Origin of the sequence: Rhizobium rhododendri (genome assembly GCF_007000325.2) — a bacterium.
Taxonomy (GTDB): Bacteria; Pseudomonadota; Alphaproteobacteria; order Rhizobiales; family Rhizobiaceae; genus Rhizobium; species Rhizobium rhododendri.
The window spans coordinates 214103-237052 of the sequence record NZ_CP117270.1; the positions used below are offsets into that span (position 1 = coordinate 214103).

The 22950-nt window shown below is 61.9% G+C and carries 24 protein-coding genes; 12 read left to right on the forward strand and 12 right to left on the reverse strand.

The features are described 5' to 3' along the window. Positions 1-118 precede the first annotated feature (118 nt). Positions 119-916, forward strand: coding sequence for a creatininase family protein (locus PR018_RS27800; protein WP_142829338.1), 798 nt, complete (start codon positions 119-121; stop codon positions 914-916). Positions 917-919: 3 nt separating this feature from the next. On the opposite strand, the gene PR018_RS27805 is transcribed toward PR018_RS27800, so the two are convergent. Next, the gene (locus PR018_RS27805; RefSeq protein WP_142829336.1) at positions 920-1870 is read right to left on the reverse strand and encodes a LysR family transcriptional regulator; all 951 of its coding nucleotides are present in this window, start codon (positions 1868-1870) and stop codon (positions 920-922) included. A gap of 186 nt (positions 1871-2056) precedes the next feature. Between PR018_RS27805 and PR018_RS27810 the strand changes: the two genes are divergently transcribed. From PR018_RS27810 to PR018_RS27835, 6 genes are all read left to right on the forward strand, one after another. Then, on the forward strand, positions 2057-3079 hold the full coding sequence (locus tag PR018_RS27810) for an ABC transporter substrate-binding protein (RefSeq protein WP_142829334.1): 1023 nt from the start codon (positions 2057-2059) through the stop codon (positions 3077-3079). A 68-nt stretch (positions 3080-3147) separates the two neighbouring features. Beyond that, the gene (locus tag PR018_RS27815; protein WP_142829332.1) at positions 3148-3972 is read left to right on the forward strand and encodes an ABC transporter ATP-binding protein; all 825 of its coding nucleotides are present in this window, start codon (positions 3148-3150) and stop codon (positions 3970-3972) included. Continuing rightward, a complete protein-coding gene (locus PR018_RS27820; protein WP_142829330.1) occupies positions 3972-4817 on the forward strand; it encodes an ABC transporter permease in 846 nt (281 codons plus the stop codon). Before PR018_RS27815 ends, PR018_RS27820 begins: the two co-directional genes overlap by 1 nt. Further along, the gene (locus tag PR018_RS27825) at positions 4817-6130 is read left to right on the forward strand and encodes a cytosine deaminase (protein ID WP_142829328.1); all 1314 of its coding nucleotides are present in this window, start codon (positions 4817-4819) and stop codon (positions 6128-6130) included. Before PR018_RS27820 ends, PR018_RS27825 begins: the two co-directional genes overlap by 1 nt. 1 nt (position 6131) lies before the next feature. Next, on the forward strand, positions 6132-7538 hold the full coding sequence (locus PR018_RS27830; protein WP_142829326.1) for an FAD-binding oxidoreductase: 1407 nt from the start codon (positions 6132-6134) through the stop codon (positions 7536-7538). After that, positions 7538-8119, forward strand: a complete 582-nt coding sequence (locus PR018_RS27835) for an NAD(P)H-dependent oxidoreductase (RefSeq protein WP_142829324.1) — start codon at positions 7538-7540, stop codon at positions 8117-8119. Before PR018_RS27830 ends, PR018_RS27835 begins: the two co-directional genes overlap by 1 nt. Positions 8120-8134: 15 nt before the next feature. Here PR018_RS27835 and PR018_RS27840 read toward each other — a convergent pair whose 3' ends face one another. The 4 genes from PR018_RS27840 to minC all read right to left on the reverse strand — a co-directional run bounded on the left by PR018_RS27840 (position 8135) and on the right by minC (position 10426). Then, the gene (locus tag PR018_RS27840; RefSeq protein ID WP_142829322.1) at positions 8135-8524 is read right to left on the reverse strand and encodes a RidA family protein; all 390 of its coding nucleotides are present in this window, start codon (positions 8522-8524) and stop codon (positions 8135-8137) included. A gap of 76 nt (positions 8525-8600) precedes the next feature. Next, positions 8601-8858, reverse strand: a complete 258-nt coding sequence (gene minE / locus PR018_RS27845; protein WP_111221087.1) for a cell division topological specificity factor MinE — start codon at positions 8856-8858, stop codon at positions 8601-8603. Further along, entirely contained in the window at positions 8855-9670 is an 816-nt protein-coding gene (gene minD, locus PR018_RS27850; protein WP_111221088.1) for a septum site-determining protein MinD, read from the reverse strand. The genes minE and minD overlap by 4 nt, the downstream gene beginning before the upstream one ends. Positions 9671-9703: 33 nt before the next feature. Then, positions 9704-10426 (reverse strand): septum site-determining protein MinC, encoded by a 723-nt coding sequence (minC, locus tag PR018_RS27855; RefSeq protein ID WP_142829321.1) that lies wholly within the window; start codon positions 10424-10426, stop codon positions 9704-9706. Between the two features lie 285 nt (positions 10427-10711). Between minC and PR018_RS27860 the strand changes: the two genes are divergently transcribed. Next, complete coding sequence (locus PR018_RS27860) at positions 10712-11443, forward strand: SDR family NAD(P)-dependent oxidoreductase (RefSeq protein WP_142829319.1); 732 nt, start codon at positions 10712-10714, stop codon at positions 11441-11443. A gap of 96 nt (positions 11444-11539) precedes the next feature. Further along, positions 11540-11755, forward strand: coding sequence for a hypothetical protein (locus PR018_RS27865; protein ID WP_142829317.1), 216 nt, complete (start codon positions 11540-11542; stop codon positions 11753-11755). A 37-nt stretch (positions 11756-11792) separates the two neighbouring features. Here PR018_RS27865 and PR018_RS27870 read toward each other — a convergent pair whose 3' ends face one another. The 3 genes from PR018_RS27870 to PR018_RS27880 form a co-directional block, all read right to left on the reverse strand. Then, a complete protein-coding gene (locus PR018_RS27870) occupies positions 11793-12575 on the reverse strand; it encodes a cell wall hydrolase (RefSeq protein ID WP_374113783.1) in 783 nt (260 codons plus the stop codon). Continuing rightward, entirely contained in the window at positions 12551-12760 is a 210-nt protein-coding gene (locus tag PR018_RS27875) for a hypothetical protein (RefSeq protein ID WP_142829313.1), read from the reverse strand. The genes PR018_RS27870 and PR018_RS27875 overlap by 25 nt, the downstream gene beginning before the upstream one ends. Positions 12761-12867: 107 nt before the next feature. Further along, a complete protein-coding gene (locus PR018_RS27880; RefSeq protein ID WP_142829311.1) occupies positions 12868-13440 on the reverse strand; it encodes a tyrosine phosphatase family protein in 573 nt (190 codons plus the stop codon). A 337-nt stretch (positions 13441-13777) separates the two neighbouring features. Between PR018_RS27880 and PR018_RS27885 the strand changes: the two genes are divergently transcribed. Then, positions 13778-14749 (forward strand): DMT family transporter, encoded by a 972-nt coding sequence (locus PR018_RS27885; protein WP_142829309.1) that lies wholly within the window; start codon positions 13778-13780, stop codon positions 14747-14749. 7 nt (positions 14750-14756) lie between these two features. On the opposite strand, the gene PR018_RS27890 is transcribed toward PR018_RS27885, so the two are convergent. From PR018_RS27890 to PR018_RS27905, 4 genes are all read right to left on the reverse strand, one after another. Then, a complete protein-coding gene (locus tag PR018_RS27890) occupies positions 14757-15755 on the reverse strand; it encodes a YihY/virulence factor BrkB family protein (RefSeq protein ID WP_244615325.1) in 999 nt (332 codons plus the stop codon). Positions 15756-15824: 69 nt separating this feature from the next. Beyond that, positions 15825-17747 (reverse strand): molecular chaperone HtpG, encoded by a 1923-nt coding sequence (gene htpG / locus PR018_RS27895; RefSeq protein WP_224128017.1) that lies wholly within the window; start codon positions 17745-17747, stop codon positions 15825-15827. A 939-nt stretch (positions 17748-18686) separates the two neighbouring features. Further along, positions 18687-18977, reverse strand: a complete 291-nt coding sequence (locus tag PR018_RS27900; protein WP_111221098.1) for a GIY-YIG nuclease family protein — start codon at positions 18975-18977, stop codon at positions 18687-18689. Positions 18978-19073: 96 nt separating this feature from the next. After that, a complete protein-coding gene (locus PR018_RS27905; RefSeq protein ID WP_142824869.1) occupies positions 19074-20045 on the reverse strand; it encodes a GlxA family transcriptional regulator in 972 nt (323 codons plus the stop codon). 104 nt (positions 20046-20149) lie between these two features. Between PR018_RS27905 and bcoG the strand changes: the two genes are divergently transcribed. Together bcoG and PR018_RS27915 are read left to right on the forward strand one after the other, a co-directional pair. Beyond that, positions 20150-21052 (forward strand): 3-dehydrocarnitine:acetyl-CoA trimethylamine transferase BcoG, encoded by a 903-nt coding sequence (gene bcoG / locus PR018_RS27910; protein WP_142824870.1) that lies wholly within the window; start codon positions 20150-20152, stop codon positions 21050-21052. Between the two features lie 45 nt (positions 21053-21097). Next, positions 21098-22594 carry a carnitine 3-dehydrogenase gene (locus PR018_RS27915; RefSeq protein WP_142824871.1) on the forward strand — a complete coding sequence of 499 codons (1497 nt, stop codon included), beginning with the start codon at positions 21098-21100 and terminating at the stop codon, positions 22592-22594. Positions 22595-22950: the final 356 nt, after the last annotated feature.

Here is a 22950-nt window from a genome sequence, read left to right on the forward strand (position 1 = left end):
TGCGGCGGCGCTAGGTGTCATCGTCCTCAAAAAGGCAGCAGCACGGCCACAAATTGATGCTTTTCGTGCCCGGTCGATTTCCGTAACCCATACCCCACAGACAACGAGGGACGGGTCGATGCCGACGCCATTTTACTGGAACGAGCTGAATACCTACGATTTTGCCGGGCTGTCGCCAGACACGACCATCGCTATCCTGCCGATCGCGTCCACCGAGCAGCACGGCCCGCACCTGCCCGTGGCGACGGATGTGGCGATAGCCAATGGCATGCTGGCCGAATTGCGCGCCCAGCGGCAGGACGATCTCGATATTCTGGTGCTTCCAACTCAGGAAATCGGCAAGGCCAACGAGCATGTCTACGGTCCCGGCACGTTGTCGCTGGGTGCCGAACTGCTGATCCCGGTGTGGACGGCGATCGGTGCCAAGGTGGCGGAAGCTGGCCTGCGCAAGATGGTGATCGTCAATTCCCATGGGGGCAATGTCGACATCATGAGCATCGTCGCCCGCGAACTGCGCGTCCGCTACCAGATGGCGGTCATGTCGACGCAATGGGGCCGGTTCGGCAATCCCGAGGGTCTGATCAGCGATCACGAGTCCCGTTACGGTATTCACGGCGGTGAAGTCGAGACATCGCTGATGCTACATTTCCGCCCCGACCTGGTGCGGATGGACAAGGCGCAGAATTTCGTCTCGAAAGCCGAATGGATGCGCGAACAATCCCAATATATCCAACCGCTGCCGCCGCACTCGTTGGCCTGGATCGCCCACGATCTCAACCCCAACGGTGTCGTCGGCGACGCATCGCTCGGCACCGCCGAGAAGGGAGCGGCAATCTGCCGACATCAGGTCAAGGGTTTCGTCGAGATGCTATACGATCTCAAGGCCTACCCGCTTTCTAACCTCTACTCTCGGTAATTTTCAGGCGGCTGCCGGGCGGTCTGGGGCGATGTGGCCCTTGGCCTGCAACTCGGTGACGAGCCCGGCGAGTTCGGCGAGCAGATATTCGACGAACAGGCTGGTCGTGGCGTCGAGCGGCGCGCGGGCCCGGGCAAACAGCTTCATCGGCTGATGGCGGGTATGCGGCTCGGCGATGGGCCGGAACACCAGTTCGCCAGAGCGGCATTCGGTGATGACGTCGAGCGGATTGAGCATCGTCAGCCCCGCCCCGCATTTCACCAGCTTCTTCAGCATCTCGGACGCGTTGGTTTCGAGGACCGGTTCGACATGCACGTCGAGACGCGCCAGCATGAGGTCGATGGCATCACGCAGGCTCGTTCCCGGCTGTGCCAGGATCAGGCGCTCCTGCACGACGTCGGCAAGGTTGATCGGCCCCGGCGCTAGCAGCCTGTGGCCGGGCGGAAAGACGACCCCGATCGGGATGTCGAAATTGGCCAGCGTCCGGATGCCCGGCGTTGCCGGAATGTTGAAGCCGAGGCCGATGTCGACCTCGCCGGTCAGCACCGGGTTGACCGTCGTCGTGCCTGCGTCGTTGCGCAGTTGCAGGTATACGCGCGGGTGCTTGAGTTGGAACCGGGCGATGATTTCAGGCAGCGGCCCGGAGGCGAGACCGACCGTGGTCACCAGCCGGATCTTGCCGGCCTGCTGCGTCTTCAGGCTGCGGATCCGCCCCTCCAGCCGCTCGTAGGTCTTCAAGACCTCGCGGATATGCTCGATGCAGAGTTCACCGGCGGCCGTCAGGCGCAGGCCGCGCGGCAGGCGCTCGAAAAGCGGCGCGCCCATTTCTTCCTCCAGCGCCAGGATCTGCCGGTTGATCGCCGACGAAGCCACGTTCAGCCGCGCCGCCGCCTTGCGGATCGAGCCGCAGCGGGCGATTTCGTTCATGTAGAGAAGCTTCCTGGAATGCAGCACGGGCGCCTCTTTGCGTTAATTTTAAGCAGCGCGCACAATTTCGGTACAGGCGCGTCTTGAGATGCCAAAAAGGCATCGTTGCGCACGAATTTTGATGCTTTTCAAAGCGCAAGGCAACCGCTCAAATGCAGAAAATCCGGCGTCTTCCAAGGCGACTGGTGGCCACAAAAATGGGGAACGCCTGCCATGTCGAAGCTCATGAACACCATTGCCTTTTCCGCAGCCCTTGGCTTCGGCCTCGTCGGCGCACTGACCGCGCCCGCCTACGCGCTGGATCAGGTGACCTACGGTACCAACTGGCTGGCCCAGGCCGAGCATGGCGGTTTTTACCAGGCCGTCGCCGACGGCACCTACGCCAAGCACGGCCTTGACGTCAAAATCGTCCAGGGCGGCCCGAACGCTGCCAACAGCGCTTTGCTCATTGCCGGAAAGATCGACTTCTACATGGGTGGCCCGCAGCAGGAGCTTTCGGCGGTCGAACAGGGAATTCCGATCCTCGACGTTGCCGCCATCTTCCAGAAGGATCCGCAGGTGCTGCTCGCCCATGCCGATGCCGATGCCGGTGTCGAGAAGTTCGAGGATCTGGCCAAGCTACACACTATTTTCATGAGCAAGGACGGCTACCTCACCTATTTCGAGTGGATGAAGTCGAACTTCAAAGGTTTTGCCGACGAGCAGTACAAGCCATATACCTTCAATGCCGGTCCGTTCCTTGCCGACAAGCAATCGGCCCAGCAGGGATACCTGACGTCTGAGCCCTACGAAATCGAGAAGCAGACCGGCGTCGCACCGAAAGTCTTCCTGCTCGCCGACAACGGATATTCGCCCTATTCGACGATGATCACCACCTCGCAGAAGATGGTCGACAGCAAGCCGGATGTCGTCCAGCGCTTCGTCGACGCCTCGATCGAGGGCTGGTACAACTATCTGTACGGCGACAACAGCAAGGCGAACGCCCTGATCAAGGCCGACAATCCTGACATGACGGACGGACAGATCGCCTATTCGATCGCCAAGATGAAGGAATACGGGATCGCCGAATCCGGCGAGGCCCTCGACAAGGGCATCGGCTGCATGACGGATGCCCATTACAAGAAGTTCTTTGAGGAGATGGTCGGCATCAAGGTCGTCAAGGCCGATACCGACTACACCAAGGCCTTTACGACGAAATTCGTCTGCAAGGGCGTCGGCATGGCGCTCAAGAAATAAACGCCGCGCGCGCGAGGTTCGCGACCGCGAGGCTGCGAACCGCAACTGCCTTCAGGAAGAGCCAGTCCATGTCCCTAGCCGAAACCCAGGCGTCCCGATCGACGGAAGCGCGCAAGCGTCCGCTGGTCGTGATGCAGTCGGTGTCCAAGGTGTTTTCCAGCGGCACCGTCGCGTTGTCCGACATGTCGCTGACGGTGGAAAGCGGCGAGTTTGTCAGCCTGCTTGGCCCGTCCGGTTGCGGCAAGTCGACAGCGCTGCGGATCATTGCAGGCCTTGGCGGCACCACGAGCGGCAGCATCGACTGGCCGAGCTCACGCATCAATGCCCGGGGCCTGCCGGAAGGCGATATCGGCTTCGTGTTTCAGGAGCCGACGCTGATGCCCTGGAAGACGGCGTTCGGCAATGTCTACCTGCCCCTCCGGCTGCGCGGCGTGTCGAAAGCTGCGGCCCGCGGCCCGATCATGGAAGCGCTCGAGACAGTCGGCCTTGCCGACTTCGTCGATGCCTATCCGCGCGAATTGTCCGGCGGCATGAAGATGCGTGTCTCGATTGCCCGGGCGCTGGTGACCAAGCCGAAGCTCCTGCTGATGGACGAGCCCTTTGCAGCCCTCGACGAGATCAGCCGCCAGAAGCTCAACGACGATGTGCTGCGGCTCTGGAAGACGACGGGCATCACGGTGATCTTCGTCACCCATTCGGTGTTCGAATCCGCCTACCTTTCCAATCGCATCGTCGTCATGAAGTCGCGGCCCGGACGCGTCCATGCCGATATTCCGCTGGTCACCAGTCTCGAGCGCGACGCCCATTATCGCACGTCGGAAGAGTATCGGCGGGCCTGTGAGACCGTCTCCCGGTCGCTGATCGCAGCCATCAACACGGCAGAGGAGGCGTGATGAGCAACGAGCCCAAAACACACCCGTTGCCGGAAGGCCAGCAGACCACCAATACCGGCCGACGCGATCTCGCCTTGCGCATTGCAGTGCCGATTGCCGTCATCGCCGTACTGGTGCTGATCTGGCATACCTATGTCCGGCTGTCCGGCATTCCGCCCTATATCCTTCCGGGTCCTGTCGCTGTTGCCAATGCCTTCGTTTCCGACTGGGGTACGCTTGCGCCCGCCCTCTGGGTGACGACGAAGATCACACTGATCTCGCTGCTGCTGGCGCTGATCGGCGGCGGTGGTTTCGCGATCTTCCTCGTCCAGTCGCGCTGGATCGAGCTCGCCTTCTATCCACTCGCAGTCATCCTGCAGGTGACGCCTGTCGTGGCGATCTCGCCGCTGATCCTGATCTACGCGCCCTCGACGCAGGCAGCATTGTTGATCTGCGCCTTCCTCGTCGCCTTCTTCCCGATCCTGTCCAACATGGTGCAGGGGCTGAAAAGCGTCGACCACAACCTGATCAATCTCTACGAACTCTATGGCGCCTCACGCTGGCAGACGCTGCTGTATCTGAAGCTTCCAGCAGCCCAGCCCTATTTCATGACCGGCCTGCGCATCGGTGGCGGGCTGGCGCTGATCGCGGCGGTGGTCGCCGAATTTGCCGCCGGCTCGGCCGGGGCCGGCTCGGGCCTCGCGTTCCGGCTGCTCGAGGCGCAATACCGCATGAATATCCCCCGCCTGTTCGCCGCCCTGCTGATGCTGTCGATGCTCGGCGTGGCGATCTTTGCGATTACCTCTTTCATTTCCTGGGTGAGCCTGCACCGATGGCATGAGAGCAGCCTGAAGCGAGAAAACTGATGTCGACATCCTTTTTGTCTCCTCCCAATGCCGGACGCTTCGTGCTCAGTCATGCGACATTGCCGGCAGTTGCCGTCGAGGATTTTGCCGCGGCGTCCGACGAGGGCCTCGTGAAGGCCGATATCGTCATCAACGACGGCCTGATCGAAGCGATCCTGCCGCCGGGGACGGCACCCATCGAGCTTGCCCGATCCGACCTGAAGGACGGCATGGTCTGGCCGTGCTTTGCCGATATCCACACCCATCTCGACAAGGGCCATATCTCCGCCCGCCACGCCAATCCGGACGGCACCTTTGCCGGTGCGCTTGATGCAGTACGCACCGATCGGGAGGCCCACTGGTCCTCGGACGATGTCCGGAAGCGGATGGAGTTCTCCCTGCGCTCGGCCTATGCCCACGGCACCAGCCTGATCCGCACCCATCTGGATTCGCTGAGCCCGCAGCACCGGATCTCCTTCGATGTCTTCGACGAGGTACGCGATGCCTGGAAGGACAAGATCGCGCTGCAGGCCGTCGCCCTCTTCCCGATGGATGCGATGGCCGATGCTGCCTATTTCGCCGACCTCGTTTCCGTTGTGCGGGAAAAGCGCGGCCTGCTCGGCGGCGTCCCGCAGATGAGCGCCGATCTCACCTGGCAACTCGACACACTGTTTCGGGCCGCAGCCGAAAACGAGCTCGATGTCGACCTGCATATCGACGAGACCGACGATCCCGCCGCCGAGACCCTGAAGGCCGTTGCCGAAGCCGTCCTGCGCAACCGTTTTACCGGCAAGGTGACGGCCGGCCATTGCTGCTCGCTGGCCCGCCAGGACGAGGAGACCGCACGCCGCACGGTCGGGCTGGTGGCAGAGGCCGGACTGTCGGTCATCTCGCTGCCGATGTGCAACATGTACCTGCAGGACCGCTACCCGGACCGCACGCCCCGCTGGCGCGGCGTAACGCTGTTCAAGGAATTGGCGGCGGCGGGCGTCGCTACAGCCGTTGCCTCCGACAACACCCGCGATCCCTTCTATGCATACGGCGATCTCGATCCTGTCGAGGTGTTCCGCGAGGCGGTGCGGATCCTCCATCTCGACCACCCCCTGGACACGGCCGCCCGCGTCGTCACGACATCGGCTGCCGCCATTGTCGGACGGCCGGATATGGCGCTTATCGCCGTCGGCGCGCCGGCCGATCTCGTCCTCTTCAGTGCCCGTCGCTGGAGCGAATTTCTGTCGAGGCCGCAATCCGATCGCGTCGTGCTCAGGCGTGGCAAGATGATCGATCGTAACCTGCCCGATTACCGTGAACTCGATAGCGTCGTTGGAGCCTGACATGCCGGATTATCAACTGATCAAACAGGAACTCGAGGGCATCGCGGTCGAGGACAATCCGGCGCTGGTGCGCCAGAAAAGCCGAGATTTCTTCTGGTATTCGCCGATCCTCAAGGCGCAACTCGACAATGTAACCGCCGATCTGGTGGTGACGCCGAAGACCGAGGCGGAGGTCATCCGGACCCTGAAAGTGGCCTTCGCCCATGGCGTGCCGGTCACGCCGCGCGGTGCCGGCACCGGCAACTACGGACAGGCCATGCCGCTTTCCGGCGGTATCGTCCTCAATCTCGCCGGCATGGACAAGATCAAGGAAATCCACCCCGGCCGTGTCATCTGCGAGCCCGGCATCGTCATTGCCGATCTCGACAAGCAGACCAAGGCCCATTCCGGCCAGGAGCTACGCTTCCATCCCTCGACCAAGCAGACGGCTACCATTGGCGGCTTCATCGCCGGCGGCTCCGGCGGCGTCGGCTCGATTACCTGGGGCGGTCTTCGCGATATCGGCAACATACTGCGGCTGCGGGTCGTGACGATGGAGGCCGAACCCCGCGTCCTCGACCTCACCGGCTGGGACCTGCAGAAGGTCAGTCATGCCTACGGCACCAACGGCATCATCACCGAGATCGAAATGCCGCTGGCGCCGGCCTACGACTGGATCGACGTGCTGGTCGGCTACGACGACTTCATGGCGTCGGTGCGCTTTTCGGATGCGCTGGCGAAATGCAACGGCATCCTTGTCAAGGAAATCGCCCCGATCGCAGCGCCTATCCCTTACGACTACTTCACCCGCCACAAGCCCTACATCCGCGAGGGCCAGTCCGTCGTGGTGCTTATGATCGCGCCTCATTCGATGGATGCCTTCCTCGCCTTCGCAGCGTCGCAGAAGGCCGAGGTGATCTTCCGCTCCGACACGGTCGAAAGCATGAAGGGCATCCCGCACGCCTATGAGCTGGCCTGGAACCACACTACGCTGCGCGCTTTGAAGGTCGACCCCGGTCTGACCTACCTCCAGATCCAGTATCCCGGCCCCGACCACGTCGCGAAGGTCGCCGAGATGACCGCGATCTTCGGCGACGAGGTGCCCGGTCATCTCGAATTCATGCGGTTCGACGGCCAGGTCCAGTGCTCCGGCCTGCCGCTGGTGCGCTACACGACGGAGGCGCGGCTGGAGGAGATCATCCAGATCCACCAGGATCACGGTTGCCCGGTCTTCAATCCGCATCGCTACACGCTCGAGGAAGGCGGCATGAAGCGCACCGACAAGATACAGCTGGCCTTCAAGCACGAGACGGACCCGAAGGGCTTGCTCAATCCCGGCAAGATGATCGCCTGGGACAATCCAGATTTCGATTTTACTGCCGGAAAGAATTATCTCTTTCCGGGGCTTGCTGGTGTCATGGAGGGGTGATGAGGGTCCTGGTTCTGCATTCGCATCCGGTGGAATCGAGCTATGGGGCGGCCCTTTACCGGCAGACGGTCGCAAGCCTGGAGGCAGCCGGGCACACGGTCGACGGTTGCGATCTCTATGCGGAGAAATTCGACCCGGTTCTCTCGCGACACGACCGGCTGATCTACCACGACTACCCGCAGAATACCGAACTGGTTGAGCCCTATGTCCAGCGGTTACGGCAGGCCGAGGGCCTGGTTATCGTCACGCCGGTCTGGAATTTTGGCTTTCCGGCGATGCTGAAGGGCTATTTCGACCGCGTCTGGCTCCCCGGCGTCTCATTCGAGCTCGTCGACGGGCAGGTAAAGTCGCGGCTTCGGCACATTCGCAAGCTGGCAGCGGTTCTGACCTACGGCGCAACGCCGCTCCGCGCGCTGGTCGCCGGCAACCCGCCGAAGAAAATCGTCAAGCGGGTGCTGCGTGCGCAGATCAATCCGGTGAAGCCGGTGACGTTTCTGGCCCATTACGACATGAACAACTGCACGGAGCAAACCCGGGCGGCATTCATGGCAAGGGTGAAGACGGCGATGGAGCGCTTCTAGCCAGGGCGGCGCCTGTCAGTTGACCTTGGCTGCCGTCACTTCGACTTCCACCAGGAATTCCGGGCGCGTAAAGCCGCTGACGATGATCAGCGTCGAGACCGGCTTGGGGTCGAGCGTGTAGCGATCGCGGACAGCCATGTAGGGGGCGAAGTCCTCGCGGCGGGTGACGAAGCCTGAGATGCGGATAACGTCAGAAAAATCCATCCCCGCTTCCGATAAGATAGCGGCGATTGCCTGGAAGCAGAGCTCGGCCTGGGCCGTGACGCCGTCGGGGATGGTATCGTCGGCGGCGATGCCCAGCTGGCCGGATGTCACCAGCAAGGAGGCGCCGGGTGGCACCAGCAGGCCGTGATTGTAATGGCCGAAAGGGCGGCGAACCGAGGGTGGGTTGAATGTCTCGGCCATCGGGATCCCGTCTGATCTTACGCGCGGAAAACAACGGCTGGGGGGCATGACCGCTGCCGGTCACGCCCCTGTTGCATCACGCAGCAATCGCTGCATTGAGCGGCAATTCGACGTCGATTTCAAGCGTCGAGACGAATTCCGAACGCTCGATTTTCACCTGCACCTTGTCGTTGTCGAGCTGCACATGCTTGGAGATAACCGCAAGGATCTCTTCCCTGAGCAGGGTGATCAGGTCCGAGCCGGATGACGACCGTTCGTGGGCAAGAAGCAGCTGCAGCCGTTCGCGGGCGGCAGGAGCGGTTCTCTGCCTGTTGAAAAGCTTGAAAATGTTCATGCTGCTCTCCGACCGAAAAGCTTGTCGAAAATATTGCGCTTGTCGCTCGGCATTGCGATTGGCAAGGCTTCGCCGGCAAGACGGCGGGCGGCGTCGAAATAGGCCATGGCAGCGGCACTGCGGCTTTCGGCGATGGTCACGGGCGCGCCGACATTCGAGGCGCGCAGCACGTCCATGCTTTCCGGAATGATGCCGAGCAGAGGGATGGAAAGGATTTCCAGCACGTCCTCGACCTTCAGCATGTCGCCGCGCTCGGCGCGGTTGGCGTCGTAGCGGGTCAGCAGCAGGTGCTTTTCCATCCGTTCGCCGCGTTCGGCCTTGGCAGTCTTGGAATCCAGCAGGCCGATGATGCGGTCGCTGTCGCGCACCGACGAAACTTCCGGATTGGTGACGACCACGGCAACGTCGGCATGGCGCATGGCAAGCGTCGCGCCGCGCTCGATGCCGGCCGGGCTGTCGCAGATGATCCAGTCGAAATGGCGCTTCAGATCGGTGATGACGCGCTCGACGCCCTCTTCCGTCAGGTTATCCTTGTCGCGGGTCTGGGAAGCCGGCAGGAGGAACAGGTTTTCAAGCCGCTTGTCGCGGATCAGCGCCTGCGTCAGCTTGGCATCGCCCTGGATAACGTTGATGAGATCGTAGACGACCCGGCGCTCGGCGCCCATGATGAGGTCGAGATTTCTGAGGCCGACGTCGAAATCGACGACCACGACCTTCTCGTTGCGCTGCGCCAAGGCTGCCCCCAGAGCTGCAGTCGACGTGGTCTTGCCAACTCCGCCCTTGCCCGATGTTACGACGACGACTTTCCCCATCTCGCTCTCCTTATGTCCCTGCCGGCATCCGGCTTAATTGAGTTTCTCTGCCATGATCCTGTCGTCCTCGAGCCAGAGTTGCACGGCTTGCCCGTGAAGCTCTGGAGCGAGGTCCTCCGCCATCTTGTAGACGCCATCGATCGCGACCAGCTCGGCCTCGAGTTTCCGGCAGAAGATGCGCGCAGAGGCGTGTCCGACAGAGCCCGCCATGACGCGGCCTCTGAGTGTTCCGTAGATGTGCACCGACCCGCCGGCGACGATCTCGGCGCCAGAGGCGACCGAGCCGATGACGGTGACGTCGCCTTCCGGAAAGATCACCGACTGGCCGGAGCGAACCGGCTCGCGGATGACCAGCGATTGTGTCGCAGGCCGCGGCTCGGTCACTACCGGCTTGGCGGGTGCATCGGCGTCCGGCTCCTTCGAGGCAACCTCGAAGTCGGCAACGGGACGGCCGCCCTTCAGCGCCGGCGGCATGCCCGGCCCGAGGATCGAGGGACGTCCGCCCTCGATGCCCATGATGCTGACGTTGCGGCTCGAAAGTTCGGCAATCAGAGCCTTCAGCTGTGCCCGGTCTATCGGCAGGTCCGTCACGTCGAGGACGACGGGACGTCCGAGGAAAAAGCCTGCAGAGCGCGCGGCCAGATCGTCCAGCCTGATCAGCCAGTCGTCAAACGGCAGATCGGGGGATAGCATGACCGCCAGAAACGAGCGGCCTTTAATGCGAATCGAGCGAGCATCTGTTAGCAATTTGGTCATCTGCGTTAAGAATTCATTGACGATGTTTAAGGGCGATTTGGTTAACAGAGTGTTAATTTCATCCCCGTGCCCGGCGCCGGGGCACGAAATTTTCGGCAATGGTGCAAGTGTGTTGCGGGCGCCCCGGCAGCAGCAGCGGGAGCCGCTCAGGCGCGACCGTCGAGAACCGTGGCGATGCTTGCAAAATGCATTGCTTTTTCGCATCAAACGTCTGCAAGTCGTGCAATGGCGAATGATCGTGGCGCCCCCGTCACGGCTTCCTGAAATTGCGGTGGGTGGAAAGAAATGACCAGAAATATCATGTTGTTGACCGGCGCAAGCCGTGGGATCGGGCACGCGACGGTCAAATTCTTCACGGAAAAAGGCTGGCAGATCCTGACGGTATCGCGACAGTCGTCCGAGGACTGCCCCTGGCCGGCCGCGCGGGAAAGCCATATCCAGGCCGATCTGTCGGAGCTTGACCAGATCGAACGGCTTGCCGCCACGGTGCGCGAGAGGTTGCCGGAGGGTGCGTTGCATGCGCTGGTTAACAATGCCGGCATATCGCCGAAGGGGCCGGATCAGACCCGGCTCGGCGTCAGCGCGACCGATGCCCAGACGTGGACGAAGGTGATGAACGTCAATCTCATCTCGATAGCCCTACTGGCGCGCGAACTTCGTCCGGAACTGGAAAAGGCCAAGGGATCGATCGTCAACGTCACCTCCATCGCCGGCTCTCGCGTCCACCCGTTTGCGGGCGTTGCCTATGCTGCATCGAAAGCCGGGCTGGCGTCGTTGACCCGCGAGCTGGCCCATGAATTTGCACCGATGGGTATTCGCGCCAACGCTATCGCCCCCGGAGAAATCGCCACGTCGATGCTGTCCCCGGGGACAGACGACATCGTCAGACGCGATGTGCCGATGGGGCGACTGGGGTCGCCGATGGAGGTTGCAGAGACGATCCACTTCCTCTGCACCGCTGCATCCTCGTACATTAACGGTGCTGAAATCCACATCAGCGGCGGGCAGCACGTCTGAGACGCTGGCCTTTTCGCGGCACGGGCTTACATGGCAAGGACGACAGAACGGCGCCGTCCGGTCGGGATGGCGTCGGCGCCCTGAAAGGAAAAATCCATGCAGAAATTCAAGATCGCCGTGATCCGCGAGATCGAAGCCGACAGTGCCGATGAAGCGGCTTTGCTGATGTATCAGGAACTCAGCAAGGCGGCGGCACCCCTGATATATACCCTGATGGAAGGCGCGCAGGTGTCCGGGGAAATCGTTCTCGACCGCAAGGTGGCGGAGGAATTTGCCGAGATCGACCATACAGCCGATCCAGGAAACTGGTAGCGGGCTCGCAAGTCGCAAACCCGCTGACGTGTCGCTTTTAGTTAAGTGGCCCGGAGATCGCGTAATCCGGACGCTCTATCGGGACAACGACCTTCTGCGGCACCGTGAATGCGGTATCGATCGGCTTCATTGCTGTCGGGGCAAAGGCAGTTGCGGCGGTAAAGGCCGGGACCGGGCCTGTGGCTGGCAGCAGGTGATCGAATTGCGGCGATGTGATCTGCTCGGAAGCCTGCTGGTTGCCGACGTAGTTCATAGCGACTTCATAGGCCGGCAGCGGCGGCGGCGTCTCGAGCGTACCGTCCTTGGCACGCTTCTCGTAAAATGCGTTGCCGCCGGCAACGGCGACGTAGTGCATGTTGCCATACGGATATTTCAGTCCCTGCGTATGGAAGAACATCGCGCTTTCCAGCGCCGGATGCCGCTCGCCATGCAGGATGGCATCGGCGGCCGCATCGAGGGTCGGCTCGGCCTGGTCCTTGATGACGACTTTCATGACGCCGGGGGCAAACTGCTTTTCCTGGCCCACGACGCCACAAATGGTTTTCGGGTAAGCCGGCGAGGTCAGGCGATTGGCAACGACGGTGCCGACCGCCAGATAGCCATCGGGGTCGGAGGCCAGCGATTCCGCGTACATCGCCCGCTTCAGGCATTCGCGGTCTTCGCGGGTGTAATTGTAGGTCACTTTGACAGCGCCGTTGGCGGTCTTCGTGCGGGTAACTGGCTTGGTCTCGGGCTTCGGCATGGTCGTGCACCCTGCCATAGTCAGTCCGACAACAAAAATCCCCACGAAGGATTTCATCCAATCACTATGCGTCCGCAACGGCAGGTGCCTCCTGTTTGGTATGGCCCATACTTGTATCGACGCAACGTCTTAACAAAAACTTTACGTATTCCAAATTCATTTTTTCCGAGATGTCGTTTTTTGAATTTTTCTTCTGGTTCTCCGGGATTTTCGCGATCGCTGCGTTGGCTACTTTTTGGCTTAAACGAGCCGGCAGCTTCCATAATTGACGCCGTGGTGATTCGCCGTCATTCCGCCGCTGGGCTTGCAAGTGTCTGATGCAGTACGGTGTGACCGGCGACCATTGAGGTGTTCGCCGGCCACGGATGCGTCATTCTGCCATGTCGACTTCGCGTTGGCGTCCGAGCGAGCTCATCCAGGTGCCGACGTCGGGGGTCGTTGCCAGCTGCACGGCGTAGTGGCGGCGCAGCGCGGCGGTGAGCTTGCCCTCGCGGTCGAGCTGTTCGTCGGCGTAGCGGATCATCAGCGAGTTCGGCCAGGCTTGCGGGCGGATGCGGCGGAGCGTTTCGAAGACGTGATCTTCCGCCTCTTCCGGATGGGCCTGCGCCATGATCGCTACCATCGCAGCGGTCGAGCGCGATACGCCCATATGGCAATGGACCAGCAGCGAGCCGAAGGAGTTGCTTTCGGTCTCGACCAGATGGCCGAATTCGAGAATGGATTTCATGTGCGATTTTTCCGGCAGGATCATGCCGGGCTTGGGCTCGATGATATCGTGCATCTTCAAGACGAGGCGGCGGGTGCTGCCATAGGCTTCGAAATGCTCCATCTCCGGAAGCTCCGGATCCACCAGCGACAGGACATGGGTAATGCCATGCCCGGACCGCGCTGCCAGCTCGTCGATGCCGCAGATATACCGCTTGGGCAGATTCAAGGTTTTCATGCGCAGTTCCTTTGTTGTCGAGGGCGACATTCCGGACGGGTTTCATCTGTCAACGCGATAAACTTAAGACACTTTCGCGTCGTCGCCGACCCCCCAAATATCAGAAATTGAAGAATTGCTGCGACACCCTTCAAATCCCGCCCTGGAACGCTGTTACGAAGCCACAATCTGCGGCATCGGGCGAAAAGGGGGCGACGCACCAAAGAAAATCTGGCATTGATTCTGTAAGCAAATCATCCGGAAATGCGGTCGAGCCGATTGCCGTTCGTCGCTAGCCATTGCTTTTCGTTGTCCGGCCAAGTCCGGTCCTGCTGATGTCAATCACAGATATGGAATCATGACGGCACCCTATTCTCCCCTCCGCGGCGTGCTTGTCGCTTTCGCCGCCTATGCCGTTTTCGCGTTCAGCGATGCGTCGATCAAGATCCTGCACGGCGCCCTGCCCTCCTATCAGGTGACCTTCATCGGCGCGCTGTTCGGGATAGCCGCCCTGCCCTTCCTGAAGACCAAGAACGATACGTGGTCGGATATCGTCAAGACGTCGAACCGGCCGCTCTGGATGCTGCGCTTCGTCTGTGGGGCGATCGGCTCCATCTGCTCGGTTGTTGCCTTCACCAAGCTACCGATGGCCGAAGCCTTCGCGCTGCTGTTCCTGCTGCCGTCGTTCGTGACCATCCTGTCGGTAATCTTCCTGAAGGAGGACGTCCGCTGGCAGCGCTGGACGGCTGTTACCATCGGCTTTGTCGGTGTCCTCATCGTGCTGCGGCCCGGCTTCCGCGAACTGACGATCGGCCATTTCTGCGCGGCTGCCGGTGGTCTCACCGCCGCCATCTCGATCGTCATCTTCAGGGCCATGGGCCCGAGCGAGAAGCGCCTCTCGCTTTACGGCGCGGCGTTGTTCGGCGTGCTGGTGATCAGCGGCTTGCTGATGCTCACCGATCTCGCCTTGCCGACGCCGCGGCAGTGGGTGTTTCTCGCCAGCTACGGCCTTCTCGGCGCTGCCGGTAACGTGCTGCTGATGAATGCCGCCAAGATGGCGCCGGCAAGCCTTGTGGCGCCGCCGCAATATAGCCAGATGATCTGGGCGATCCTGTTCGGCTACCTGATTTTCGAAGATCACATCGATGCGCCGATGGCTGTCGGCATCGTGCTGATCATCTTCTCGGGCCTGCTAACGCTGCTGCGCGAACGCAAGCGCAAGACGTCGCTGCCGACGGCGGTGGCCTCCGCCGACAGCCAGGCCGCGCTGGTGACGCTCGAAGACCCCGGCGATCCGGCCGCAAAGGAAGTCCGCGCCGAAAACCGCTGAGACTGCCCTAGTCTGCAGTCTTGCCGAGCGTATCGGCGACATAGGCGCCGCGTTCGCCCATCGGGCGCGGCGGGCCGGTGGTCGAATCCTCGCGCGTCTGGTGTTCGAGTTCGGCGTTGATCTCGGCTCCGACGATGATGATGATGACCGAGATCCATATCCACACCATGAAGCCGATCAGCGCGCCGAGCGTGCCGTAGGTGGCGTTGTAGTCGGCAAAATGGTCGAGGTAATAGGAAAACACGAAGGACGACAGCAGCCATAGCAGCGTGCTGAAGACAGCACCCCAGCTGAGCCAGACGACCTTGGCCGGCTGTCGGCTCGGGCCGTAGTTATAAAGCAGCATGATGCCCGACATCACCAGGCCAAGGATGATCGGCCAGCGCGCCAGCCTCGTCAGCAGATCGGTCCATTCGCCGAGCCAGATGAACGAGAGGATCGCCGGAATGACGCCGATGGCAAAGATCAGTACGACGGCGAAGATCAGCAGCCCGAAGGTGAAGGCGAGCGACAGAAGGTTGAACTCGACGATTCCCCGCTTTTCTTCCTCGCCGTAAGCGACGTTCATGGCGTCGCAGAGTGCCTTGACGCCGTTATTGGCGCTCCACAGCGCGATCAGCAGGCCGGTGACGAAGCCAATGCTCAGCGTCCCCGGCTTCTGCTGGGTCAGAGCCGTCAGCTGCGACAGGATGAGATCGAAGGAGCCGCGCGGGAAGATCTGCGACAGGAAACCGATATGGGTGGCGATGGTCGTCGGATCGGACACGAAACCGTAGATCGAGACCAGCGCGCCCAGCGCCGGAAACATCGCAAGCAGCAGATAGTAGGTGACGCCCGCCGCAATCAGCGTCACCCGGTCCTCCATCACTTCCGAGACGACCCGCCAGAGGACGTCCTTCAGGCCCTTCATCGGGATCTGGCTCGGCGTCTCGGCGTCTCGCCCGCGTCCAGCCTCGCCCAACGCCGGTCCCTCGGTCAAAGCCGCCGTCCCATCCTGTTCGCCCACGCCCGTCGATCTCCCCTGTTATCCCGTCGAACTAGGGCTCTTGCGGCATTCGTCGAGTCGTCCCGGATGTTACGACTTCAGGGCGCGCTCCAGCACCCGCGACAGGCGATCAGAAAACGCCCGCGGGTCCTCGGGCTTGTCGCCGTCGAGGATGCGCGCCTGGTCGAGCAGCAACTGCACGGCATCCGTCTGGAACGCCGCGTCCTGTCCGGCAGTGCCGGCAAGCGCGGTAATCAGCGCGTGGTCCGGGTTGATTTCCAGCACCGGCTTGGCGGCGGCGTCGAGGCGGCCGGCACCCTGCAGGATTTTTTCGAGCTGCCGGTCCGGGCCATGCTCGGGGGCAACGAGGCATACGGCGCTTTCGGTCAGCCGGTCGGAGGCCCTGACATCTGAGAGTGCATCTCCGAGCGTCGTCTTGGCAAAGGCGATAAAGTCGCTGACCAGCTGCGTCGTCTCGGCCTTCGGCTGGGCTTCGCCATCGGCTTTTTTTATGTCGGCGAGATCGGCTGATCCCTGCGATACCGACTTGAAGCTCTTTCCATCGAAATCGGGTGCATTGGTCACCCAGAAGCTGTCGACGGGATCGGTGAGCAGCAGCACTTCGACGCCCCGGGCGCGGAAACCTTCGATATGCGGGGAAGCTGCCAGCTGGGCCGTATTGCCGCCGGCGAGATAGTAGATCGCCGTCTGGCCTTCCTTCATGTCCTTGACGTAGTCGGCAAGCGACCGGTATCCGTCGCCGGACGCCGTGCTCTTGAAGCGGGCCAGAGCCATCAGCTGGGCGCGGCGCTCGTAATCCTCGTAGATGCCTTCCTTCAGCACGGTGCCGAAGGCTTCCCAGACCTTGATGAAGGTGTCGTTGTCGCTTTCGGCCAGCTTCTCGAGGCTGGTGAGGATGCGGCTGGTCAGGCCCTTGCGGATGGCGGCAAGGATCGGGCTCTGCTGGATCATCTCGCGCGACACATTGAGCGGCAGGTCCGACGTATCGATCAGGCCGCGCACGAAGCGCAGGTAGCGCGGCAAAAGGTCGGCGTCGTCGGTGATGAAGACGCGCTTGACGTAAAGCTTGATGCGGCCCTTGCGGTCGGGATCGAAGAGATCGAAGGGAGGCGAGTTCGGCACGAAGGCAAGCCCGGTATATTCGTGGCGACCCTCGGCGCGGAAATGCACGGTGACGGCCGGCTCGTCGAACTGGCCGGAGAGGCCGCGATAGAAATCGGTGTATTCCTCCTTGCTGATGTCGCTCTTCTGCTTGGTCCAGAGCGCTGAGCCGTCGGCGATCTGCTTCGGCTCCTCGCCGGGCTTCTCGACGATCTCGATCGGCACCGGCACATGGCCGGACTGTTCCTTGACGATGCGCTCGACAGTCCAGCGCGAGGCGTAGGACTGGGCATCTTCCATCAGCGCCAGCGTGATCCGCGTGCCGCGCGCCGGTGCCTGCTCGAGGGGAACGGCGGTAATAGTATAGGTGCCCTTGCCGTCGGACGACCACATCCAGGCTTCATCCGATCCGGCGCGCCGCGAGATGACGTCGACGCGATCGGCAACCATGAAGGCGGAATAGAAGCCGATGCCGAACTGGCCGATCAGCTGGGCGCCGTCCTTGCCCTTGGCCGCCTCGACCATCTCCATGAAGGCGCGGGTACCGGAGCGGGCGATGGTGCCGAGCGCCTCGATCAAGTCGTCGCGGCTCATGCCGATGCCGTTATCCTCGAGCACGAAGCCGAGGTTCTCCTCGTCGAGCGTCAGCCTGATCCTCGAGGCAGGGTCGCCGGCCAGCAGTTCGGGCGCTGCTATGGCCTCGTACCGCAGCTTCTCGCAGGCGTCGGCAGCGTTCGAAATCAACTCGCGCAGGAATACGTCCTTGTCCGAGTAGATCGAGTGAACCATCAGGTGAAGAAGCCTGGATACATCGGCTTCGAAGGCGTGATTTTCCACGGGGGTCTCGGCAGCAGTCGTCATGGCAATCTCTTCAGGCGTTGTCGATGTCATTGGGGCCTCTGACTTGGCAAAGACAGCTCTCGAATTCAAGGGGGAGGACAACCCGCAAGCGAAGATATCCCCGCACGCCCGCCTCCTCCGGCCCAGCATCCGCACCATCCCGTTCACGCGACCTGTTCGGTCCGTGTCATGACAATTCTGATGGCCGGGGCACACCGAGTGCCTGATGATTTTTTAGTGAAGTGACACGCGATGTGCCCCGTTCGACAGTTTTTATCCGCAACTCCGGATCCTCTGTTTCCGACCCAGATCCCGTTGAGGGGAAAAGCTGCCGGAGTTACGCCACACAGGCATGCCGAGCCTAAGGGGCTCGAAGGGATCCACTTTCTGCGGACCCTCGAAGAAGTCGCCTGCGTAGACGGCAACCCCTCCAAGACCCGGCCCCACCTCGCCGGCAACGCGGACCGGTGTATCCGATGGCGGAACGGGGTGATTATAGATCAACCCGCAAAAGCGGGGATGAAACTATGATGCCGGCATTGTTTCCAAACGGAAATCCCAACGGTTTATCCCCATGAGGTGCTGCGAGCAGGGGCGATGGAGGGAAGCGAGAGAGGAGAGAGAGAGTGTAAGAAATCAGAAAGATCACAAAACCGGAAAGAGCCACCCCGACCTCCCTCATTCCTGTGCTTGTCACAGGAATCCAGCCGCCCAAGTCCTTGGGCGATAAACACTTTTCTCACCAACAGAGAGTCCTCTCACGGCGCAGACGCGCCGTGACTGGATTCCTGTGACGAGCACAGGAATGAGGGAGCCGGGGGCGTCAGGGCAAGGTTGGAGTTTGAAGCGTTTGGCAGTTATGGATATATTTTTCAATACCTGCTCAGTCTGTGGATCCGCGCCACACACCTATGCTTGTGACGAGCCTACACGTGCGAGGGTTACCGCTTGTGGGCGACTCCAGCGCCGTCGTGCCGGGTTTCCACCGTTCTACAGGCCGTGAAGATAGTGGGAGATGTCTTGCCAATCGGGGTTGGTGGTCTCGATCAGGTTGAGCTTCCATTGTCGGGGCCACTTTTTCATCGTTTTCTCGCGGGTGATCGCGGCTGTCAGCAGATCGTGCTCCTCGAACCAGACCAGCGTTTTCACACCGTGTCGCGAGGTGAAGCCGGGGGTCAGTTCATTCTGGTGGTCGTAAAGCCGGCCGGCCATATCCCGAGTCACGCCGATGTAAAGCGTACCGTTGCGTTTCGATGCGAGTATGTAGACGTAGCCTTTCATCGCCGTATCTTTGCGCGAGTATATCAATAGGTACAATCAAAAATTGAAGCCTGGTTACCCGCCGATATTCTTCTCCCTTCTTCTCCCATGGCCCGCTCAAACCCTCCGGCCGATGCGGTTGCGGGTTTGGGAGGGGCTTTCGGCGAACTGGGTGCGGTAGCTGCGGGAGAAGGCGGAGGCGGAGTTGAAGCCGGTGGCGGCGGCGATGTCGGCGAAGGTGGCGGGTGTCTCGATCACCTTGCGGCGGGCGGCGTTGAGGCGGAGCGCGAGGTAGTGGACGTGGGGCGCAACGCCGACGCTTTCGCGGAACAGCGTTTGCAGATGACGGGCGCTGAGCCCTGCGCGCCTGGCGAGGCGGGTGAGCGACAGGGGCTGCTCGACGGTCTCTTCCATGAGCCGCACCGCGTGAGCGACGCGGGGATCGTTCATCCCGAACGCTGCCGTCGACGGCATGACCTGCGTGTTGCTGCGGGAACCGGCCTGCTCGTAGATGAAGAGCCGGGTTACCTCCAGTGCCAGCGAATAGCCCTGCCGCCGCCGGATGATTTCGAGCATCAGGTCGACTGTTGGCAGCGAGCCGCCGGTGGTGATGCGCTTGCCGTCGATGACGAAGCGTTCGCGCACCATCCGTACCTGCGGATAGGCTGCGGCAAAATCGTCGAAATCCTCCCAATGGGTCGTGGCCGCCACGTTGTCGAGCAGGCTTGCTTCCGCCAGCAGCCATGTTCCGGATTCGATGCCGGCGATGACCGTGCGATAACGCGCGGTCTGGGACAGCTGCATCTTCAGGGCCGGCGTGGCGCTGCGCTGCCAGTTGTAGGCGCCGAGCACGAACAGCGGCGTCGTCTCCCTGGCCGGACGGAAGGCGGCGTCTACAGGGATTTGGATATTACTCGTCGTCTGCACCGGAGCGCCGTCGGGGGTGAACAATCGCCACCGGTAGATCTCGCTGCCGGCAATGCGGTTGGCGCCTCGCAGCGGCTCGATGACCGAGGCGATCAGGATCAGGTTGGTCTCCGGCAGGATCAGCAGGTCGATATCCAGCGGGGCATTCGACGAGGTCAGCATAGGGATCGCGGTCCGTTTCCGATAATGTATAATCAACTTCCGAAAATGCAAAGCAATCCTCTCTGTCATGCCGCGTAATCCGGTCAACCAATGGAGACCCCCAAATGCCTCTTGCCATGAATCGCGATGTGTTCATCACCTGTGCCGTTACCGGTGCCGGCGATACGGCTTCGAAGTCCGCCCATGTGCCGGTTACCCCGAAGCAGATCGCCGAATCCGCCATCGATGCCGCAAGGGCCGGCGCTGCCATCGTCCATTGTCATGTTCGCGATCCCGAAACCGGTGCCGGCAGCCGCCGCATCGAGCTTTATCGGGAGGTCACGGACCGCATCCGCGCCTCCGAGGTCGACGTCGTGCTGAACCTGACGGCGGGCATGGGCGGCGACATGATTTTCGGCGACGTCGAAAATCCACTGCCGCTCAATCCTGTCGGCACCGACATGGGCGGCGCCACGGACCGTGTTGCCCACGTCGCCGAGTGCCTGCCGGAAATCTGCACGCTCGACTGCGGCACGATGAATTTCTCGCTTGGCGACTACGTGATGACCAACACGCCGGGCATGCTGCGCGCCATGGCGAAGAAGATGACCGACCTCGGCGTCCGCCCGGAGATCGAGGCCTTCGACACCGGCCACCTTTGGTTTGCCAAGCAGCTGGTCGAGGAAGGCTTGATCGAGGACCCGGTGTTGATTCAGCTCTGCATGGGTATCCCGTGGGGAGCGCCCGACGATCTCAATACCTTCATGGCGATGGTCAACAACGTGCCGCCGAGCTGGACATTTTCGGCGTTCTCGATCGGCCGCAACGCCATGGCCTATCCGGCAGCCGCCATCCTTGCCGGCGGCAACGTCCGCGTCGGGCTGGAGGATAATCTCTATGTCGGCAAGGGAAAGCTCGCCACCAATGCCCAGCTGGTCGAAAAAGCCGTCACCGTCGTCGAAGGCATGGGCGGTCGCATTATCGGGCCGGACGAGGTCCGGCGGAAGCTGAAGCTGACAAAGCGGTAGCAATATGGGTCGGACGACGGAAGTTAGAGCATGGCAGGAACCACTATGACCAAAATCAATAGAGCGGCCTGCATCGGCGGTGGCGTTATCGGCGGGGGGTGGATTGCCCGGTTTCTTCTGGCCGGCATCGACGTCAAGGTGTTCGATCCGCATCCGGACGCGCAGCGGATTGTCGGCGAAGTGCTGGCCAATGCCGAGCGGGCCTATGCGATGCTGACCGGGGCGCCGCTGCCGGCGCGGGGTCAGCTGACGTTCACGGCAAGCCTCGAGGAGGCGGTTGCCGATGCGGACTGGATCCAGGAGAGCGTGCCGGAGCGGCTCGACCTCAAGCGCGGCGTGCTCAACCAGATCGATGCGGCCGCCCGGCCGGACGCGCTGATCGGCTCCTCCACCTCGGGCCTGCTGCCGAGCGAATTGCAGCGCGACATGCGCCACCCGGAACGCCTGTTCGTCGCCCATCCCTACAACCCGGTCTACCTGCTGCCGCTGGTCGAGATCGTCGGTGGCGAGAAGACCTCCGCCGAAACGATCAGGGCGGCAATGGAGCGTCTGGTGCCCATCGGCATGAAGGGCGTCCATATCGCCAAGGAGATCGAGGCGTTTGTCGGCGACCGCCTGCTGGAGGCGCTGTGGCGCGAGGCGCTGTGGCTGATCAGGGACGATATCTGCACGGTCGAAACGCTCGACGACGTCATCCGCTATTCCTTCGGCCTGCGCTGGGCGCAGATGGGGCTGTTCGAGACCTATCGCATTGCCGGGGGTGAAGCCGGCATGCGGCATTTCCTCGCGCAGTTCGGCCCGTGCCTCGCCTGGCCCTGGAGCAAGCTCACCGATGTCGTCGATCTCGACGACGCGCTGGTGGAAAAGATCGGCCGGCAATCTGACGAGCAGGCCGGCGGTCGCTCGATCCGCGAACTCGAGCGCATCCGTGACGAAAACCTCGTCGGCATCCTGCAGACGCTGAAGGGCGGCGACGGCGGCAATGGCTGGGGTGCCGGCAAGCTGCTGAAGGATTTCGAGGATGGCCTCTGGGCCGAGGGCGGCAAGCGCGATACGCTGCACGACACGGCGCGGCCGCTGACACTGGTGGAGACCAAGGTCAGCCCGGCCTGGGTCGACTATAACGGCCACATGACGGAACACCGCTATCTGCAGGTGTTCGGCGACACGTCGGATGCGCTGCTGCGGCTCGTCGGCGTCGATCTCGCCTATGTCCGGGACGGTCACAGCTACTACACCGTCGAGACCCATATCCGGCATCTCGGTGAAGCGAAACTCGGACAGCCGATCCATGCCACCTGCCAGATTCTTTTCGCCGACGACAAGCGGCTGCAGGTTTTCCACACGATCCACAACAGCGAGACGGGCGAAGCGATCGCCACCGCAGAGCAGATGCTGCTGCACGTGGACTCCAAGGCTGCCAAGGCGATGCCGGCGCCGGAAATTATCTTGAACAGAATCATGGCCATCGCCGGTGCCCATGCGACGCTGCCTCCGCCGGAGGGAGTGGGACGGCATGTCGGGCAGAAACGACAGGGGTAGAATGGGTATCGCAATCGGTGCCGCCGGCCCGGGATTCGGGCCGCGAGGCGACAGCCTGGAGATCGATGGGCGGATTGGCAGGGATGCCGGTCCGCATCGTCGCATCGGGGGTAGTTTCTGTCGCGTTCAACCGCTGCAATCGGTGGTGAACCCGCCATTACTGCAGGGTGAAACCGATGGCGGGCGGCCAGCCGATCCGCCGATACACGTCGAGGATTGCCGCGCATCCGGTCACGAAAAGATGCGGCGAATTTATCAGGGAGATCGATCAAGGGTTTGAATTGGCTGCTATCTCCGTATAGTCGTCGGCAATGGATCGGACCGGGAAGTTAACGCCGAAAACGGCAGCCGGGATA

What these genes read in the sequence shown, in the direction of transcription:
- bcoG (WP_142824870.1), top strand. Translation starts at nt 20,150, where the DNA reads ATGCCTCTTGCCATGAATCGCGATGTGTTCATCACCTGTGCCGTTACC.
- htpG (WP_224128017.1), bottom strand. Translation starts at nt 17,747, where the DNA reads ATGACATCGACAACGCCTGAAGAGATTGCCATGACGACTGCTGCCGAG.
- PR018_RS27860 (WP_142829319.1), top strand. Translation starts at nt 10,712, where the DNA reads ATGACCAGAAATATCATGTTGTTGACCGGCGCAAGCCGTGGGATCGGG.
- PR018_RS27840 (WP_142829322.1), bottom strand. Translation starts at nt 8,524, where the DNA reads ATGGCCGAGACATTCAACCCACCCTCGGTTCGCCGCCCTTTCGGCCAT.
- minE (WP_111221087.1), bottom strand. Translation starts at nt 8,858, where the DNA reads ATGAACATTTTCAAGCTTTTCAACAGGCAGAGAACCGCTCCTGCCGCC.
- PR018_RS27835 (WP_142829324.1), top strand. Translation starts at nt 7,538, where the DNA reads ATGAGGGTCCTGGTTCTGCATTCGCATCCGGTGGAATCGAGCTATGGG.
- PR018_RS27915 (WP_142824871.1), top strand. Translation starts at nt 21,098, where the DNA reads ATGACCAAAATCAATAGAGCGGCCTGCATCGGCGGTGGCGTTATCGGC.
- PR018_RS27820 (WP_142829330.1), top strand. Translation starts at nt 3,972, where the DNA reads ATGAGCAACGAGCCCAAAACACACCCGTTGCCGGAAGGCCAGCAGACC.
- PR018_RS27825 (WP_142829328.1), top strand. Translation starts at nt 4,817, where the DNA reads ATGTCGACATCCTTTTTGTCTCCTCCCAATGCCGGACGCTTCGTGCTC.
- PR018_RS27865 (WP_142829317.1), top strand. Translation starts at nt 11,540, where the DNA reads ATGCAGAAATTCAAGATCGCCGTGATCCGCGAGATCGAAGCCGACAGT.
- PR018_RS27815 (WP_142829332.1), top strand. Translation starts at nt 3,148, where the DNA reads ATGTCCCTAGCCGAAACCCAGGCGTCCCGATCGACGGAAGCGCGCAAG.
- minC (WP_142829321.1), bottom strand. Translation starts at nt 10,426, where the DNA reads ATGACCAAATTGCTAACAGATGCTCGCTCGATTCGCATTAAAGGCCGC.
- PR018_RS27875 (WP_142829313.1), bottom strand. Translation starts at nt 12,760, where the DNA reads ATGGAAGCTGCCGGCTCGTTTAAGCCAAAAAGTAGCCAACGCAGCGAT.
- PR018_RS27905 (WP_142824869.1), bottom strand. Translation starts at nt 20,045, where the DNA reads ATGCTGACCTCGTCGAATGCCCCGCTGGATATCGACCTGCTGATCCTG.
- PR018_RS27900 (WP_111221098.1), bottom strand. Translation starts at nt 18,977, where the DNA reads ATGAAAGGCTACGTCTACATACTCGCATCGAAACGCAACGGTACGCTT.
- PR018_RS27810 (WP_142829334.1), top strand. Translation starts at nt 2,057, where the DNA reads ATGTCGAAGCTCATGAACACCATTGCCTTTTCCGCAGCCCTTGGCTTC.
- PR018_RS27885 (WP_142829309.1), top strand. Translation starts at nt 13,778, where the DNA reads ATGACGGCACCCTATTCTCCCCTCCGCGGCGTGCTTGTCGCTTTCGCC.
- PR018_RS27800 (WP_142829338.1), top strand. Translation starts at nt 119, where the DNA reads ATGCCGACGCCATTTTACTGGAACGAGCTGAATACCTACGATTTTGCC.
- PR018_RS27830 (WP_142829326.1), top strand. Translation starts at nt 6,132, where the DNA reads ATGCCGGATTATCAACTGATCAAACAGGAACTCGAGGGCATCGCGGTC.
- minD (WP_111221088.1), bottom strand. Translation starts at nt 9,670, where the DNA reads ATGGGGAAAGTCGTCGTCGTAACATCGGGCAAGGGCGGAGTTGGCAAG.
- PR018_RS27880 (WP_142829311.1), bottom strand. Translation starts at nt 13,440, where the DNA reads ATGAAAACCTTGAATCTGCCCAAGCGGTATATCTGCGGCATCGACGAG.